This is a genomic window from Vibrio sp. 5S239 (assembly GCF_041439575.1).
GTDB classification, from domain to species: domain Bacteria; phylum Pseudomonadota; class Gammaproteobacteria; order Enterobacterales; family Vibrionaceae; genus Vibrio; species Vibrio kanaloae.
Genome location: NZ_JBGOOM010000002.1, coordinates 126839 through 143556, shown reverse-complemented (window position 1 = coordinate 143556; position 16718 = coordinate 126839). Strand labels below are relative to the sequence as shown.

At 43.8% G+C, this 16718-nt stretch carries 10 protein-coding genes; 2 read left to right on the top strand and 8 right to left on the bottom strand.

Translation table 11 applies throughout. The annotated features are described in order from the left end of the window. Window positions 1-7261: Ig-like domain-containing protein (locus ACED48_RS02830; protein WP_371717124.1), on the top strand; the 7261-nt coding region annotated here is incomplete at its 5' end. Between the two features lie 201 nt (window positions 7262-7462). On the opposite strand, the gene ACED48_RS02825 is transcribed toward ACED48_RS02830, so the two are convergent. Together ACED48_RS02825 and ACED48_RS02820 are read right to left on the bottom strand one after the other, a co-directional pair. Beyond that, window positions 7463-8656, bottom strand: a complete 1194-nt coding sequence (locus tag ACED48_RS02825) for a class I SAM-dependent methyltransferase (RefSeq protein ID WP_017057202.1) — start codon at window positions 8654-8656, stop codon at window positions 7463-7465. Between the two features lie 129 nt (window positions 8657-8785). Next, window positions 8786-10189, bottom strand: coding sequence for a methyl-accepting chemotaxis protein (locus ACED48_RS02820; protein ID WP_017057203.1), 1404 nt, complete (start codon window positions 10187-10189; stop codon window positions 8786-8788). 88 nt (window positions 10190-10277) lie between these two features. Here ACED48_RS02820 and yccX point away from each other — a divergent pair, with 88 nt between their 5' ends. Next, window positions 10278-10565, top strand: coding sequence for an acylphosphatase (gene yccX, locus ACED48_RS02815; protein ID WP_017057204.1), 288 nt, complete (start codon window positions 10278-10280; stop codon window positions 10563-10565). Between the two features lie 58 nt (window positions 10566-10623). Here yccX and ACED48_RS02810 read toward each other — a convergent pair whose 3' ends face one another. The 6 genes from ACED48_RS02810 to ACED48_RS02785 all read right to left on the bottom strand — a co-directional run bounded on the left by ACED48_RS02810 (window position 10624) and on the right by ACED48_RS02785 (window position 16253). Next, window positions 10624-10953, bottom strand: a complete 330-nt coding sequence (locus ACED48_RS02810) for a TusE/DsrC/DsvC family sulfur relay protein (protein WP_017057205.1) — start codon at window positions 10951-10953, stop codon at window positions 10624-10626. A gap of 160 nt (window positions 10954-11113) precedes the next feature. After that, the gene (locus ACED48_RS02805; protein ID WP_017057206.1) at window positions 11114-11779 is read right to left on the bottom strand and encodes a Bax inhibitor-1/YccA family protein; all 666 of its coding nucleotides are present in this window, start codon (window positions 11777-11779) and stop codon (window positions 11114-11116) included. 282 nt (window positions 11780-12061) lie between these two features. Then, the gene (locus ACED48_RS02800) at window positions 12062-12826 is read right to left on the bottom strand and encodes an amino acid ABC transporter ATP-binding protein (protein ID WP_017057207.1); all 765 of its coding nucleotides are present in this window, start codon (window positions 12824-12826) and stop codon (window positions 12062-12064) included. Window positions 12827-12848: 22 nt separating this feature from the next. Beyond that, window positions 12849-13946 carry an amino acid ABC transporter permease gene (locus ACED48_RS02795; RefSeq protein ID WP_017057208.1) on the bottom strand — a complete coding sequence of 366 codons (1098 nt, stop codon included), beginning with the start codon at window positions 13944-13946 and terminating at the stop codon, window positions 12849-12851. 1 nt (window position 13947) lies between these two features. After that, a complete protein-coding gene (locus tag ACED48_RS02790) occupies window positions 13948-15153 on the bottom strand; it encodes an amino acid ABC transporter permease (protein WP_017057209.1) in 1206 nt (401 codons plus the stop codon). A gap of 71 nt (window positions 15154-15224) precedes the next feature. Continuing rightward, window positions 15225-16253, bottom strand: a complete 1029-nt coding sequence (locus ACED48_RS02785; RefSeq protein WP_017057210.1) for an amino acid ABC transporter substrate-binding protein — start codon at window positions 16251-16253, stop codon at window positions 15225-15227. Between the last annotated feature and the right edge of the window lie 465 nt (window positions 16254-16718).

The following is a 16718-nucleotide window of genomic DNA, read 5'->3' as shown; positions in this document are numbered from 1 at the left end:
CGATGCGGGTAATAGCGACACATCAGACGCACTCGCAGTGACCATCGATACCGACGCCAATGCCGGTATTTTCATCGACACCATCACCGAAGACGGAATCATCAATGACGACGAGGCCCAAGCCAATATTACTATTAGTGGTTATGTCACTGGTGACGCTCAGCCTGGTGATACGGTCAGCATCTGGTTGAACGAGGAGAGTGGCGATTCATTGGTCGAGGTAGAAGTCTTAGAAGTGAAGGATGACCAAGGCCGTTACACATTCTCAGCTATCGTTGCTGGTTCCGAGTTAGCAAATAACAACGCAACATCACCTCAGGTATTTGCAAAAGTTACTGGTACTGATGCTGCAGGCAACACGTTCGAGGCCAGTGAAAACGAATCGTACCAAGTTGACCGTAGTATTGTGTTTGATTTCACTCCTACAGACGGAACCTTTAATGATGGTGATAACATTATTAATTTCACCGAACAAACCAGTGTTAACGTCAGTGGGTTTGTCAACGAATCTGCGACAATAAACTCTATTACATTCACTGACTCTAATGGAGATACCGTGGTTATCGATGGCTCTTCCGTAGTACAAGAGGTGATTGATAATAGTGGTGGTACCTCGTATACCGACTTCGTTATTACGGGCGTTGATGTGAGCGACTTAGAAGACGGAGATTTGTCCGTTGTGGTAAATGCAACAGATGAAGCTGGTAATACTTTTGATTCTTTGGCGAAAACTATAGAGAAAGACACCACAGCCCCAGATGCACCGGTCATTACCAATATCACCGACGATTCATCTGATGACGATTATTCAGTTGTTATCTTACATGGTACAGGTGAGCCAGGTCTCGTGATTAAGATATTTGATGAAGATGGAAACCTAATTAATCAAAACAGTACCGTTACTGTGGATGGCGAGGGTAATTGGTCGTTTGATATTTCAGACTTAACCAATACTCAAGTCAACGACAATGAATTCTTCACGGCTACCCAAGTCGACGTAGCAGGTAACGAGAGCGATGCAAGCGAGACGGTGCATTATTACCACGGTGACTTTGATCCTGCGCTTAATGAAGGCAGTGACGACTTTGTCCTGCTTGGTGAGGGTGATGATGTTCTCAAAGTTGACGTTGATGATGCTAATGATCTAATGGTTGCCGATGGCGGCGCGGGTAATGACAAAGCTGTCTTTGATTTTAATATTGACCAGGCGAGTATCGTACTCAATGCTGATGGCTCTGTGACTATTTCTGAGAATACCGATAGCGGAGATGTGAATACCTTTATCGAGTTTGAGGAGTTCGAATTTAAAGGCGGCGATAAGGCGACCTTTGATGAGCTGTTCTCGCCAACGATTGAGATCGAACGCGATGAAGATGAAGTAATCAATAGCGATCGCAGTACCATTAATTATACGATTGGTTTGCCGGCCGGTGCTGTTGCTGGGGCGACGTTGATAATCATGGCGGAAGGACAAGCAATTGCACAAAGCCCAATCACGCTAACCGATGACCACATCAGTACTGGAACTTTAAACTTCGGCATCAATGCTACCTTAGTTGACTCAGAGCTTAACGTGTCAGCGAGTTTGAACTACGGTAACAGTCAAGAGTTCAGCGATAACGATGCCTTGGCGATGAATGATGCTCCTGACGCAGACGACTTCACAGTTGAACTTGGGAGTCAGTCAAGCGCTAGCTTTAGTTTCGATGAGCATGTTATTGACCAAGAAGATGAAGATGCGTTGACTGTGTCAATTGATCAAAATCCAGAGTTAGGCACTCTGTACATTATTGACGGTGATGTTCGAACTGAAGTAACAACTGGGATGCAAATTAGTGAAAGTGACGTCGTAGAATATCAACTTCGTGACGATATCAATGAGTTTATGAGTTTTGATGCGTCTGTTGATTTTAACGTTGATAACAATACCGTATCGGAGTTTGAAGCTAGTAATGGTATTGTTATTTCTGGCGGCCGATTTGAAGGTGTTCGCCCAGATGGCAGTGGTAACGAAACGAGTAGCAAGCTATACAATGGTCAAGAAGGCAGCGTTAAGGCTGGTTCCGAAGGACTGGGAGTTGGCGACCAAGAAATCGATGTGAGTCAGAAAGATTTTATTGCCGTAGACTTTAGTCACGTCGGTGGGGGCAACACAGATATTACGATTACACAAGTTAATGTGAAGATCGGTAGTATCTGGGGTAACTATGAAGACGGTGATAGCGCAGACGCTCAGATCCACATATTACTGTTTAAAGATGGTCAAGTTGTTACAGATGCAAACGGAGACCCTGTTGAGTTTGTTTTCGATGATAGTGTTGACCCGTCTGTCTATGATGGCTCAGGCGAGTTTGTTGCCAATATCCATTATGAGGGCGGTTTTGATGAAATCCGCGTGTTTACGACGAAAGGTGGTACAGAAGATACCAGTCATAACTCAAACATCACCTTACAAGGCGTCGATATAATTGACGCAGCTGTATCGGAAGAGATCGCTTACACCGCTACGGATAGCGATAAAGGCGAAGGTAGCAGTGTGATCACCGTGAACAGTTCAACAACGGATAGCTCAATAACTACGCCAACGATAGATCTTGTTGCATCAAGTGATACGGGTGATAGTGATACAGACAACATCACTAAAGATACAACGCCAACCTTTGCTCTGGGTAATGTTGATAGCGACGTCGTAGCCGAAGGTATTGAGGTACTTAAAGATGGCGTCGTCGTTCAAGGAGATTTAGATCAGGTTGATGGGGTCTGGTACTTTACTCCAGAAAATGAAGTCAACGCTGGTAATCAGCAGTGGAGTGTCCAGGTCACTGATGATTCTGGCAATACAGCTACCTCTAGCGATCTCGAGGTGATTGTGGATACAGGTGCTTCGGCCAGTATTACCATTGATGCTATCACTAGCGATGACATTCTTGATGCTCAAGAAGCGGCTCAAAGTGTGGTCATTACGGGCCGTGTTGGTGGTGATGCGGAAAAAGGTGATACGGTGACGTTGACGCTGCAGGCAGAAGACCAAGCGGTGACTACATATACAGGCACCGTTGCGTCGGATGGTACGTATCGCATTAGTGTACCGGGCAGTGTGCTGGCGTCGGATGCGGATAGTTCCCTTGTAGCGAGCGTCACTGGCAGTGATGAGGCCGGTAACCCATTCACAGTGACGACAACGGTTAGCGGAGACAATAGAGATGGTGGTTATCATGTGGATACGGCGCCAGTTGCCAATCCAGGTGAAGTCACCACTGATGAAGATCACTCTACGGTCATTAGCTGGGCTTCTTTAGGCGTTGTTGACAGTGATTCAGATGAATCCTCATTGTCAGTTACCATCACCGCTTTACCTGAAGGTGGACTGTTAAAATATTATGATGAGATTGATGGCTGGCAAGCGGTAGCAGCAGATCAAGAGTTGGATAAGTCAGTATTTGACAACAACCAGGTACGATTTGTACCAGACAATAACCTGTCTGGTAGCAGCCAAATTGGTTTTGAGGCGTCTGACGGTGTCAACATGAGTGAATCAGCCGCGTTGACTATCAATGTGACACCTGTCGCTGATGCACCAAACCTAAGCCTAAAAACGCAAGATCCTGACTTGCCGTCGCAGGAGTTTAATGTCTCGACTTGGGACAATGTGGTCATCGATGATTCGACGTATGGTAGCGGCAGTGGGGTGCCAGGTAGTGATTTGGTTGCGCAGCTATCTCAACTGGATACAGCGGATGCGGCGCAGTCTACGACGGCGAATACTGAGGATAGTGCAAGCAATGCTACTGATCCGGATCAAGCGGTAATAGTAACTGGACTCGTTTACTTGGAAGCCAACGTTTCTTACGATTTTGTTGGGCGCGGGGATGATAGCATTGCGATTACTTTGGGTGGACAGCTGGTCGATGAGGGCCGTTGGGGCGACTCGAGCGGTGATATTCAGGGTGCGGCGTTTACGCCAACCGAGTCAGGCTACTATCCAATCGCGATTTACCACCATAACCAAAGTGGACAGGGCAACTTTAACGTTGATGTATCTATTAATGGCGCTGATCCTGTTGACTTGGCGAATAGCCAGCTTTCGATCGTGACTGACGTCGATTCAGCGCAAGGTACAGACGTTCGTCTTTCTGCGTTGCAGACTGATGATAAGGGTTTCGATTATTATGAGACATATTCTGTTAATGAAGGGCGTCAAGACACTGCCATTCCATTGTCGGAAATTGACGCATCATTGACTGATGATTCAGAAACCTTGTCTGTTCTACTTTCTGGTATTCCTGTGGGTGCTACTATCAGTGATGGTAGTAATACTATCACCATAAACGGTGAGACAGATGAAAATGGTCAGCCTATTCAGCCAATTACCGTGACTGATTGGGCTCTCGATAATTTGACGGTCACGCCGCCTCCTGGGAGCCACGAAGACTTCACTTTGACAGTAACGGCTGTGAGCTCAGAGAATGCTAATGATAGCCAAGCTCAATCCACACTCGATATCGAGGTAGTGGTGCATGAAAGTGAGCCTACACTAACAGAAAGCGACACCAACTCTGCCAATGAAGATCAGATGATTACTGGTAATGTATTAGCGAACGACAGCGATGCTGACGATGTGCTGCAAGTGGTAGGCGTTAAGATCGATGGCACTGACTATCAGGTGGATCAGTCGATAACCCTTGATGAAGGTACGTTTACTATCGATGCTAATGGTAATTATAGCTTTGAACCGAAAGACGATTGGTCAGGCAGTGTTCCAACAGTCGAGTACACCACTAATACAGGGGCCACTGAGTCGCTTAACCTAGAAGTTATGCCAGTAACAGATGCGCCGAATCTCACTGTGAGTCTTGGTGATTCGACTTACAGTAATACGACAATCAACTCTAGCCTTTATCAAAAGCTAATTTTTGCTGATTCATCGACAAGCCTATCGGATCCAGAGCACGCAGAGTTAGGTCATAGCGATATCGGTAAACAAACCAGTGATATTAAAGTTGGAACAGACCAAGTCGATCAATTAACTGGTGATACCGGGAGTTGGGTTAAAGATGGCAATGACTGGGTGATGCAGACTAATGGAGATGACGTCTTTGTTGGTGGTCAGGGCAATGACAATATTGTAGGTGGTGATGGCTCGTCACTTGATTTAGGTCTGGATACAGTGGTTTACACTGGTAATCTTTCCGACTATACGTTTGATTTTTATAATAATCATGGGAATACTGACAAACCATATTGGCATGTTGTAGATAAACGCGGTATTGATACTCAAGACGACAATACTCCAGTATCAGAAGGCGAGCACCTTTATGAAATAGAGCGCCTAATCTTTGCTGATGCCATCGTAGAGCTCAATACAGATGGTACGCCCACTGTACTTCAAGAGGTTGTAACAGAGCTGAATATCTCAGCTTCCGTATCGGACCGTGATGGTAGTGAGTATCTTGATGAAGTACGTATTAGTGGCTTGCCGGGTGATGCCCAAATCTTCGATAAGGGCACGGGTCAAGTTGTTGGTATTAAAGATGGTGATGACTGGGTGATCGATGTAACAGGACAGTCAACTCAGGCTGTGAATTACGACACCCTAGCTGTTAAGTACCAATCAACAGATACCCTAGACATTGACGTCACTGCCGTGGCCAAAGAAATCGGCTTGGATAGTGACCAAGCTGGCAATACGACCACGGTTAATAGTGGTGCTAGTGCGGATGCTATAGCCGATCAAGGTGGTGATGTGCCAATAACACTTATCTCTCTAGTCATTGACTCTTCTGGATCTATGGATGATGTCCCAAGCGGGCTCTCCGACATGAGAATTGAATACGTGTTGGAGGCATCCATTTCTTTATTAGATAATGTTAAAAGCCAACATGGTAGTGGTGATGTCTTAGTACAGCTTGTTGATTTTGATACGAGCGCATCTTTAGTCGAGAGTGGTAGAGGAGCGAATACCAGTGTTTGGATGACGGTATCCGAGGCGATTTCCATATTGCAAAAAGCGTCAGATACTGTAGATAAGTGGAACTATGATGGTGAGTTCGATCCAGATGGCTGGACTAACTATGATTCTGGCTTGGATGCAGTGATGGAGGGCTATAATGAAAGCCAAGTGACTAATATCAAAGGTGAAACCAATGATGTTATTTACTTCTTGAGTGATGGTGAAAGTAATAGGGGTAATATTGGTTCAGACTGGGCTCAGTTTATGGCGGATAAACAGGTAACTGCAGTTGGAGTGGGCGATCCTAATCGGGTACCGGCTGACGGTCTTATTAAGGTAGCGGGTAGTGCAGAAAATGTTGTTTATATTCCTGACTCAAAAATCACTACAGATCTACCTAAATTGCGGCCAACTATTGGTGTTTCTGGCTCGTTGCTGATGGCGATAGCGGGGGCTGAGGCGGCTGCCATCGTGATTGATGAGTCGAATGCACAAGTGGCTCAGTTTATTAACCAAGATGGCGATGTATCTGTTGCACCTTCTGGATTAAGCTTCACCAAAGATACTGTCGGCAATGAGCTGGTTGTTGATACCGATTATGGTGTATTCCGTATTGGTTCAGATGGTTCTTACTATTTCCAACCAAGTGACACTGCTCCGACAATTGACGAAGGTAAGGCTGTTGGTTTCGAGATCGTGCTTTTGGTCGAAGATAGCAATGGTCAAACGACTGAACAGTTGGTTACACTGAATGTCAGCCACAATGGTCAGGTCAACCGTGTTGAGTCCTCGTCTTTCACTGCTTCCACTGGCGATGACCAAGTAAGAGGAACCGATGGTGATGACGTCATCCTCGGTCATGCAGGTAATGATGTCCTCGATGGTGGCTTAGGTGATGACTTCCTTATGGGCGGCACTGGTGATGACATCCTAATTGGTGGTTTGGGTAATGATATTCTGACCGGCGGTGCGGATGCGGACTTGTTCAAGTGGGTCGATATGGATAGCTCAACCGATACCGTTACCGACTTTGATTATGATGAAGGTGACCGTATTGATTTAGCTGACTTATTTGCTGACCTCAAGGATGATCAGCAAGAGCTTGCCGACTTGCTTACTTCATTGCAAGATAGTGACCCGCACTCTGGTGAAGGTGGTGGTTACACTGTCACTATTAGTGAGCATAATGACGTAGCAGAACTGACGATTACGAAAGGTGATCAGACTATGCAGATTGACTTTAATGGAGCGGATACCACGGACATTACCAGCAGTTTGCTGGATAGTTTGAAAACACTAACTAATGATTGACCAGTCAGAGTTTCAGGCGCTTAATCAACGCCTGAACTCGCTTGATTACCCTTGGGCTGTGTTTATCCCACGCTAATATAGCTAGAAGTTCAGTGGTTTAGGCTGGATAGGCCGAAAAGAATAAGGCCACCATTTTCAATGGTGGTCTTTTTTATGATAAATGTTTGGCTCGAAAGCTTGAGAGCGAGTCAAGGAACTCGATTACAAGACCTTACAAGCAAAGCCTTTTAGGTAGAAACCTTCTGGGTAGGCTGTGTCTGTTAGGTGGTCGGCAGCTTGCTCGAAGCGTTCAACAAACTTCACTGTTCGGCCTGCATCTAGAGCGGCATCTGCAATGATCTTTTGGAATAAGTCAGCACCCATTAAACCTGAACAAGAGTAGGTGAGTAGAGTGCCACCTGGTTTCAGGATTTGCATCGCAAGCATGTTAACGTCTTTATAGCCGTTAGCACCTGATGTTAGGTTATTTTTGCTTGAAACAAACTTTGGTGGATCCATGATAACGACGTCAAACTTGGTGCCTTGGTCACGGTATTCACGAAGCAGTTTGAAAACGTCTGCGTTTAGGAATACTGCTCGCTTTTTCGAGATGTCGAACTCATTTAGTTCAGCGTTGAACTTAGCTGTATCAAGAGCCAGCTGCGAGACGTCAGCATTGATTACACGCTTAGCATCACCTTTAAGGGCATACAGACCAAAACCACCTGTGTACGAGAAACAGTTAAGGACATCTTTGCCTTTAACGTATTTCATAGATTCTTTGCGGCTATCACGTTGGTCCATATAGAAGCCCGTTTTGTGGCCTTCCATAATATTCACGCTGATCTTAACGCCGTTTTCTTCAATCACGATAGACTTCGGTGGTTCTTCACCGTAAAGAACGCCAACAACCTGTTCTAAGCCTTCTTTCTTACGAACTGCCACGTCTGAACGCTCGTAGATGTTACAGTCAGGGAAGCATTCAATTAACGCTTCAACCAGTACGCTTTTGTTAAACTCAGCGCCAGCACTTAGCAGTTGGCAAACAAGGAAGTCTTGGTATTTGTCGATTGTGATACCAGGCAAGCCATCAGACTCTGCAGCCGTTAGGCGGTAGCCCGTTAGACCATCACGCTCAATGATGTCTTCACGTAAAGATTGTGCGTCTTGAATTCGTTTTACGAAGAACGCCTTGTTGATCTCTTCTTTTTCAAATGTCCAAACACGAGCTCGAATTTGAGATTCCGGTGAGTAAGCTGCTTTTGCAAGCCACTGACCATTTTGAGCATATACGTCTACAGTTTCACCTTGTTTTGGTTCGCCTTCGACCTTATCGATACCGCGTGAAAATACCCAAGGGTGTTTGCGGCGTAGTGATTTATCTCGGCCTTTAGCTAGATGAATTGAAGGAGTCATAATTTACTCTGTTTGTTGAATTTGAAGGAGGGGTATTGTCGGGGAAGTACTGGTGAAAAGCAAATAAGAAAGGGCTGTCAAAGCAGCCCTAGTAATGATTAATCAACACATTGAGGTTGGATATCAGTATTAAGCTTTAAGACCTGTCAGCAAACCTTCCATCGTATCGCTTTGTTTACGAAGTTGGTCAACATTTAAATTACTCTTACTGATCATCTCGCAGATGCTGTCTGACTGATGACGAATCTCTTCAACACTCTGTGCAATGTTGTCAGCGACTACGCCTTGTTCTTCAGCCGCGGTAGCAATTTGAGTGCTGCTATCAGAAATAGATTGGTTCTTTTCAGCTAACGATCCAATCTCAACGTTTACTTCCGACATCAATGTTTGACCTTCGTTAGCATTGCTAACAGTCACTTCCATCAATTTTGTCAGTGATTGGCTGTTACGTTGTAATGATTCAATCATACTTTGGATTTCAACCGTCGCTTGTTGAGTACGGCCGGCAAGGGCACGAACTTCATCGGCAACAACAGCAAATCCACGACCTTGCTCGCCAGCACGTGCAGCTTCGATAGCGGCGTTCAACGCCAACAGGTTAGTCTGTTCTGAAATACCGTTGATGGTTGTGACTACTTCATCGATTTGCGCCGCGTTGGCATCCAGTTCTTCTACTGCTTGTGAAGCGGATTGGATCTCTTGAGATAGGCTAGAGATAGACTCCAATGTATTTGAAACCTTGACTTGACCGTTCTGAGCAACGCCACGAGCGTCCATCGTTTGTGAACTAGACTCATGAGCAAGGGTAGCGACTTCGCGAATGGTAGCTGCCATTTGTTCTGTTGCACTTGCCAAACTATTCAAGTGCTCCTGTTGGTTACCTGAGATGTCTGAACTTTGTTGTGTTGACTGGTTCAAGTCCGAGCTGATTTGCTGCATGAGAGCGACAGACTCTTGGATTGATAGAACCATGTTTTGTTCACGTTCAGCGACTTTATCGATTGTAATCGCGATTTCACTGAACTCGTCACGAACTAAGAAGTAGTTCATGCGGCAAGTTAAGTCGCCATTTGCTAGGGTGTTCAAAGCTTTGTTCATAGAGAACATCGCGCCGCCAATGAAGGTCATAATGTAGTAAACACCTAATGCAATAAGCGTTAGGGTTACAGCGATGATAGAAACCTGAGTGGTCGATAGAGCAGACCAAAGGTTTTGGTCATGGTTGGCAACTAGGCTGAACGCACCATTCATTACTGAAACAGAACCAGCACCGTAGCCTAAAGAGATAGTTTCAGAGCTGCTGACAAGCTGAGCAACTTGATCTTTAGTGAGTTGACTTGCTTCGATAAGCCCTTTCATTAAGAGCATTTCTTCTTGATAAAGGTGAGCAAGTAAAGAGTCCGCTGCACTATCTAAAACGAGAGTTAATATAACCAGGGCGAGAAGAGGTAATAAGAAGAGTAGATAGAACTTTTCTTGGATTTTTAGGTGAATGAGATATTTGTCAATCCAACGAAATGGGATTTCTTTCATAATCGTTATACTCGAAGTAAGTCCACCAATAAGCGGTGAATGAATAGAAGCTCGACTATATCATTCATATAATTTATGAGGCAACGTTATGGAAAGTTCACAATATATTTTTGTCGTGTCAGGCGTAGTTCAATGTGTTGGGTTTCGTTATCACACCAGTAAGCAGGCGCAAGCCATGGGGCTCTCAGGTTATGCGAAGAACTTAAATGATGGCCGAGTTGAAGTATTAGCTGTCGGAGAGAGTCAACAAATAGAGAAGTTACATGCTTGGCTCAATATTGGCCCTTCGAGCGCAACAGTAGACAACGTTGTGATGCATCAAGTGAAAGATAGTGAGCGCCATGACGTTCGAATAGGGGCGTTTAAAATACTGTAGTTATAGCACTACAGTATTTATATGGAACGTAACTTAATAGCCTAAAGCGGATTAGGTTCTACAAGCACTTTGCTGGTTTAGGTAAACCGGCGAGCTTGGTTGCTTGTTTTGCAGGGCCTTTTTTGAATAACTTGAAAAGGTACTTACTGTTGCCTTTTTCTGGGCCGTGGGCTTTTTCCATTGCTTTAACGAGCATGCGAACCGCTGGTGAGGTGTTGAACTCTTCGTAAAAGCTCCTTACAAAATGTACGACTTCTAAGTGCGCATCCGTAAGTTCAATCGCCTCGTCTTGAGCAAGAATTTCAATCATGCCTTCTTCCCATTGCGTGTAATCCAATAGGTAGCCTTGAGCGTCGGTTTCGATTTGCTTGCCGTTATATTCAAACATGTTTAATCCAGAATCCAATTAACTATGAGGATAGGGTACATGACCAAGTTTATCTTTCTCAACAGAAATTGTAGTTATCTAAAGAAATATTGCACTTATAGATACAAAAAAGCCCAAGAGATGGACTCTTGGGCTAGATATTCTTCAATGATGGGAACGATTAGTCGTCGCTGCCCATGATGCCTAGGATGCTTAGTAGGCTGATGAAGATGTTGTAGATCGATACATACAAGCTGATCGTTGCAGAGATGTAGTTTGTTTCACCGCCACGAATGATGTTTTGCGTTGTAAGCAAGATAACACCAGTCGAGAATAGGATGAACATACCGCTCATTGCCAATGATAGTAGAGGCATTTGTAGGAAGATATTTGCAACCATACCTACAAGTAGTACTACGAAACCAGCTAATAGCATGCCATTAAGGAACGACAGGTCACGCTTAGTTGTTAGTGCGTAAGCAGATGCGCCCATAAATGCCAGTGCTGTACCGCCAAGTGCAGTTAGGATGACATCACCCATACCTGCGCCAACGTACATGTTTAAGATTGGACCGATGGTGTAGCCTAAGAAACCTGTAAATAGGAATGTGAAGACTAGACCCATGCTGTTGTCACGGTTCTTTTCTGTTAGGAAAAGTAGGCCGTAGAAGCCAACTAGCATGATAATAAGACCCGGGCGAGGAAGGTTCATCGCCATGGATACGCCTGCTACAACAGCAGACCAAAGTAGTGTCATAGACAGTAATGCGTAGGTGTTACGCAACACTTTATTGGTTTGCAGAGCACTTTCTTGAGATGCTGTGCGTGAAAACATAGGGCTGTTCATAATCTTCCTCGTAAGGTGACTTCAATAGTTATTAGTACATTTATGGGGGTGAAAGTTCGAAAAATCAAGTCTCTCATTCCTCTTGTATACGTAAAATAATAATCAAAATAGTCGGTTAAGTGTTTCTTAAGGTGTAACAAAGTATTTCTTAAAGTGAAGTTAAGGTTCGATGTTCAATTTTTATCGCACTGAGTCGCTGTTTATAATCTTGAAAAACTAATTATAACACTGAAAACAAAGAGGCGACCTAAGCCGCCTCTGTAGTTTATGCATCATAACACATTAGTGGTGTAAGATTTGGCTTAAGAAGTTCTGCGTTCTGTCTGATTGTGGGTTTTCAAAGAAATCGACAGGGTTGTTCTCTTCGATGATTTCACCGGCATCCATGAAGATAACGCGATCCGCGACCTCTTTAGCAAAGCCCATCTCGTGCGTTACACAAAGCATCGTCATGCCTTCTTCTGCAAGCTCAACCATTACGTCTAACACCTCACGAACCATTTCTGGATCGAGCGCCGACGTTGGTTCATCAAACAGCATCACTTGAGGGTTCATACACAAAGAGCGAGCGATAGCTACACGTTGTTGTTGACCACCAGAAAGCTGACCTGGGAATTTATCCGCTTGCTCTGGGATTTTAACACGTTCTAGGTACTTCATTGCTATCGCTTCGGCTTCGTCTTTAGGCATCTTCTTGACCCAAATAGGCGCTAAAGTACAGTTTTCTAGAACTGTCAAGTGTGGGAAGAGGTTGAAGTGTTGGAAACACATGCCTACATCTCGACGAACAGCTTCGATGTTCTTTAGATCTTCCGTTAATTCATTACCTGAAACGAAGATATGACCTTTTTGGTGTTCTTCCAATCGGTTAATGCAACGGATCATCGTTGATTTACCAGATCCTGAAGGACCACAGATAACGATTTTCTCACCTTTTTTAACTTCTAGATTGATGTTCTTAAGTACGTGGAATTCACCGTACCATTTATTCATGTCTTTCAACTCGATCATAAGACCTTGAGAGTTGTTTTCTGTCTGCTGCGTCATAATACGTCCTTGATCTTGTTAATTATCGTTTGTGACCGGTGTGAAGTCTGTTTTCTAACCATATCGAATATCTCGACATGCCAAAACAAAACACCCAGAACACTAACGCGACAAATACATAACTTTCTGTTGAATACCCAAGCCATTCAGGGTCGGTATTCGCGGCTTGGCCAATTCCTAGTACGTCAAACATACCGATAATTAAGACAAGACTCGTATCTTTAAATAACCCAATGAAGGTATTAACGATTGAAGGGATTGTAATTTTTAATGCTTGAGGAAGGATAATTAACCCCGTCTTCTTCCAATAGCTAAGGCCAAGTGCGTCTGCGGCTTCATATTGCCCTTTTGGTATGGCTTGTAAACCGCCTCTAACTACTTCTGCCATATACGCTGAACTGAATAAAACGACACCGATTAAAGCTCGAATCAATTTGTCTGTTTCAGTTCCTTCAGAGAGGAAAAGCGGAAGCATTACTGAGGCCATGAATAGAACCGTAATTAGCGGTACGCCGCGCCAAATTTCGATATAAACAGTACACATACTGCGGATTATTGGCATCTCGGAGCGTCGTCCTAGTGCTAAAGCCACGCCAATTGGCAATGAAACAACGATGCCGACGAGAGCAATGATTAGCGTAACTAGCAATCCTCCCCATTTATGTGTATCTACGACTTCTAGGCCGAGAACACCACCATATAACAAACCTGCGATAAGGAATGGGTAAATGTTTACAAAGAAAAGCCAAATCCAAGTACGTTTAGGTGTTTTTTCGTAAGCGAGTAAAACGACAAATATAGCTAGTGTGATATAGAAAAGTTGAGGCCGCCAAAGTTCTGCTTCAGGATAAAAGCCAAACATGAACTGATCCCAGCGAACACTAATGAAAACCCAACAAGCCCCTTCACTTGTACAAGCATCACGTGTTGTTCCTATCCAATCGGCACTAATAAATGCCCAATCAGTAATTGCCCACAACAGGGTAAAAGCAAAGTAAGCAAGAACTACAGTGACTACGCTGTTAATAGGGCCATTAAATAGATTTTTTCTTAACCAACCAACAGGTCCAACGGTATTCGCTGGAGGCGGAAGGTCTGGTTGAAATTGATGTGTACTCATCTTATCTCTCCACCAACGCTACTTTGCGGTTGTATATATTCATTACAGCTGACGTTAACAGACTTAAGGTCAAGTAAACGCCCATGGTCATTGCGATTACTTCAATCGCTTGCCCGGTTTGGTTCAAAGTTGTACCTGCGAAAACAGAAACAAGATCTGGATAACCAATTGCCATGGCCAGTGACGAGTTTTTGGTCAGATTTAGATACTGACTGGTTAATGGTGGGATAATAATTCTTAGTGCTTGAGGAATGATGACAAGCTTAAGAGTGCGAGAGCGAGGAATACCAAGGGACATCGCTGCTTCAGTTTGACCGTGACTTACAGCATTGATACCTGATCGTACAATCTCAGCTATGAAAGACGCTGTATAGATACTTAAGGCAAGCATTAATGCGGCAAGTTCTGGAATTATGCTAATGCCACCTTTAAAGTTAAAACCCTTAAGCTCCGGATATTCGGCCGAAATAGGCATGCCCATAATAAAATATGTCACTAGTGGTAAACCAATAATTAGAGCCGTCGCAACGCGCCCCATCGGTGTTTGTTGACCGGTGAGTTTTTGTCTGTTGTTAGCCCAAATATTGATAAAAAATGTGGCAATAATACCAGCAATAAACGCGATGATAACAATACTACTACCTTGTTCAAAGATAGGTGCTGGGAAATATAAACCACGAACGTTAAGGAAGATCGCTTCACCTAAACTCATACTTTGACGAGTTGACGGAAGAGCTTGCAGCACTGCGAAATACCAAAAAAAGATCTGTAAAAGAAGGGGAATATTTCGAAATATTTCTATGTAAACGGCGGCAAAGCGACTTACTAACCAATTCGAAGAAAGTCGCGCAATGCCCATACTAAAACCAATGACAGTGGCTAATATGATGCCAAGAATAGATACAAGTGCCGTGTTAAGTAAACCTACGAAGAAAGTTCTGCCGTAAGAGAACGTTTCATCGTATTCGATAAGTGTTAGGCCAATACCAAAACCAGCCTCTTGGGATAAAAAGTCAAAACCAGTGGCAATTCCACGGGCGTCTAAGTTCGTGAGCGTGTTATTTATGATGGTATAAATTAACGCTGCGAGAGCTCCAACAGCAAGGACTTGGAACACAACAGAGCGGAAAGTCGGGTTGTAAAGAAGGTTGGCACTCTTTGTTTTCGGCTTCGCCTGAGATGGCGAAGGAGTTTCATTAGGTTTCATACTGCTATAACCTCAAATCCATTTAATAAAGAGGGCGGAAACCTCCGCCCTAATTGATGTTTATAATCTTATTAACGGATTGGTGGAGCGTACATAAAGCCGCCCGCATTCCAAAGTGCATTTACACCGCGAGAAATCTGAAGTGGAGAGCCCGTACCAACAGTGCGCTCAAAGCTCTCACCGTAGTTACCAACTTGCTTAATTACTTGGTAACCCCAATCGTCGCGAATGCCAAGGCCTTTGCCTTTAGGACCGTCTACACCGAGAATACGCTTGATGTTTGGATCTTTTGACTTAAGCATTTCATCTGCATTTTTAGAAGAAATACCGTACTCTTCAGCATTGATCATCGCAGAAAGAGTCCATTTAGCCACGTTAAACCACTTGTCGTCATCTTGGCGAACAACAGGACCTAGTGGTTCTTTTGAGATGATTTCAGGAAGTACTTGCGCAGACTTAGGATCAGCTAAGTTCAAACGAAGTGCGTAAAGACCAGATTGGTCAGTGGTAAGTGCATCACAGCGACCAGCATCGAAACCTTTAGAGGTTTGAGCAGCGGTATCAAATACTACAGGTTTATAAGACATACCACTATTTCGGAAGTAATCAGCTAGGTTGAGTTCTGTTGTTGTACCTGACTGAACACACACCGAAGCACCATCAAGTTCTCGAGCACTCTTAAGACCCAACTCTTTTTTCACCATAAAGCCTTGACCGTCGTAATAGTTAACACCGACGAAATTTAGACCTAAAGCGGTATCACGATGCAGCGTCCATGTCGTGTTACGAGATAGTACGTCTATTTCACCAGACTGAAGGGCAGTGAAACGCTCTTTTGCAGTCAAAGGTACATACTTAACTTTAGTTTTATCTCCGAGTACAGCCGCTGCAAGAGCTTGACAATACTCAACATCGATTCCTTCCCACTCACCTTTTGAGTTAGGGTTAGAGAAACCTGGAAGACCCGTACTTACGCCACAAGTTAAAAAACCTTGAGATGTGACTTTGTCCAGTGTGCTTTCTGCAGCTGATGCTGATGTTGCCATAAGCGCAGTTGATGCAGCGACTACTGAAGCAAGAAGTGTTAGTTTATTTGTCATTTGTATCCTTCCTTGTTAACCAGGTGACACCTGATACTCGTGCTCGTTTTTGTTTTTCTAGCTGTATTGCTTTTACTGTGACCTTGTTGTTTAAATCAAAAAAATTGCATTATGCAAATAAAGCTTTGTGTGGTTTAAACAACTATTTATAAGGTTAGGAAAGGATTCGTAGTTTCACAAATGTATAATTTAAAAAGAATTTTGAAAGAAACCACAAATCCCAACACAACTAGGATGGCTAAATGTTAACTGAATGTAAATAGTGCAACGGTTCACACTGTTGGTGCAACGAGATTTAGATTTTAATATTGATAATCGTGTAGATAAATCTTCTTAACTTAGCCGTTAACGATGAAATATAAATCCTTAAAAAGATTGAAATTTGGTCAATAAATATTTTTATTACACTTTGCTAGTTATTAATATGCTCCAAATTTGGTAGCATGGCTGAATAGTTATTGCAGT

What these genes read in the sequence shown, in the direction of transcription:
- ACED48_RS02825 (WP_017057202.1), bottom strand. Translation starts at nt 8,656, where the DNA reads ATGACTCCTTCAATTCATCTAGCTAAAGGCCGAGATAAATCACTACGC.
- ACED48_RS02820 (WP_017057203.1), bottom strand. Translation starts at nt 10,189, where the DNA reads ATGAAAGAAATCCCATTTCGTTGGATTGACAAATATCTCATTCACCTA.
- yccX (WP_017057204.1), top strand. Translation starts at nt 10,278, where the DNA reads ATGGAAAGTTCACAATATATTTTTGTCGTGTCAGGCGTAGTTCAATGT.
- ACED48_RS02810 (WP_017057205.1), bottom strand. Translation starts at nt 10,953, where the DNA reads ATGTTTGAATATAACGGCAAGCAAATCGAAACCGACGCTCAAGGCTAC.
- ACED48_RS02805 (WP_017057206.1), bottom strand. Translation starts at nt 11,779, where the DNA reads ATGAACAGCCCTATGTTTTCACGCACAGCATCTCAAGAAAGTGCTCTG.
- ACED48_RS02800 (WP_017057207.1), bottom strand. Translation starts at nt 12,826, where the DNA reads ATGACGCAGCAGACAGAAAACAACTCTCAAGGTCTTATGATCGAGTTG.
- ACED48_RS02795 (WP_017057208.1), bottom strand. Translation starts at nt 13,946, where the DNA reads ATGAGTACACATCAATTTCAACCAGACCTTCCGCCTCCAGCGAATACC.
- ACED48_RS02790 (WP_017057209.1), bottom strand. Translation starts at nt 15,153, where the DNA reads ATGAAACCTAATGAAACTCCTTCGCCATCTCAGGCGAAGCCGAAAACA.
- ACED48_RS02785 (WP_017057210.1), bottom strand. Translation starts at nt 16,253, where the DNA reads ATGACAAATAAACTAACACTTCTTGCTTCAGTAGTCGCTGCATCAACT.